General features: G+C 55.8%; 2 pseudogenes. Both read right to left on the reverse strand.

Annotated features, from left to right (window positions below):
• Positions 1–93: 93 nt before the first annotated feature.
• A pseudogene (locus AQ1_RS15550) lies at positions 94–367 on the reverse strand (integrase core domain-containing protein); the annotation flags it as partial.
• A pseudogene (locus tag AQ1_RS14975) lies at positions 334–525 on the reverse strand (transposase); the annotation flags it as partial. The pseudogenes AQ1_RS14975 and AQ1_RS15550, both read right to left, overlap by 34 nt.

A 525-nucleotide genomic window follows, 5' to 3' on the forward strand; every position in this document is an offset into this window, starting at 1 on the left:
ATGGCTTGATCCTGAGCCTCCTTGATGCTTTCGATGTGAAATGGCCCCCGATTTGTGTCCGGTCAGACATAGAGTCCTTGGGTTTGTGCACTGCTACCCAACCTCGGACCGCTTGGGTCTGGAGTTTTCCACATTTCTCAGGGTCGGTGGGCTGGTTTCACCGGCTGAGTTTGCCAGCATGATTGGGAGGATATTCCCGATCGCACTCTCGTGGTCGATCTTCGTTATAGTGTCTACGCCAAGCCTCCAGCTTTTCGCAAGCATCTTGCAGCGACAAGAACTAATGGGCGTTCAGACATTCGCTGCGCAGCTTGCTGTTGAACGCCTCGGTGAATAAGTCTTGCTGATGGCAGTCAGAAGGCGATCCCAAACCCCGGCCTTGCGCCATCGGACAAACCGGTTATAGCAGGTGGTATAGGGACCATATCGCTCGGGAATATCAGCCCATGGCGAGCCCGTTCGAAAGCGCCACAGGATGCCGTTCAGAACCCGCCGGTCATCAACACGCGGCACACCGCGCGGCTT

The organism is Iodidimonas nitroreducens, assembly GCA_000710935.1.
Lineage (GTDB): Bacteria > Pseudomonadota > Alphaproteobacteria > Sphingomonadales > Rhodothalassiaceae > Iodidimonas > Iodidimonas nitroreducens.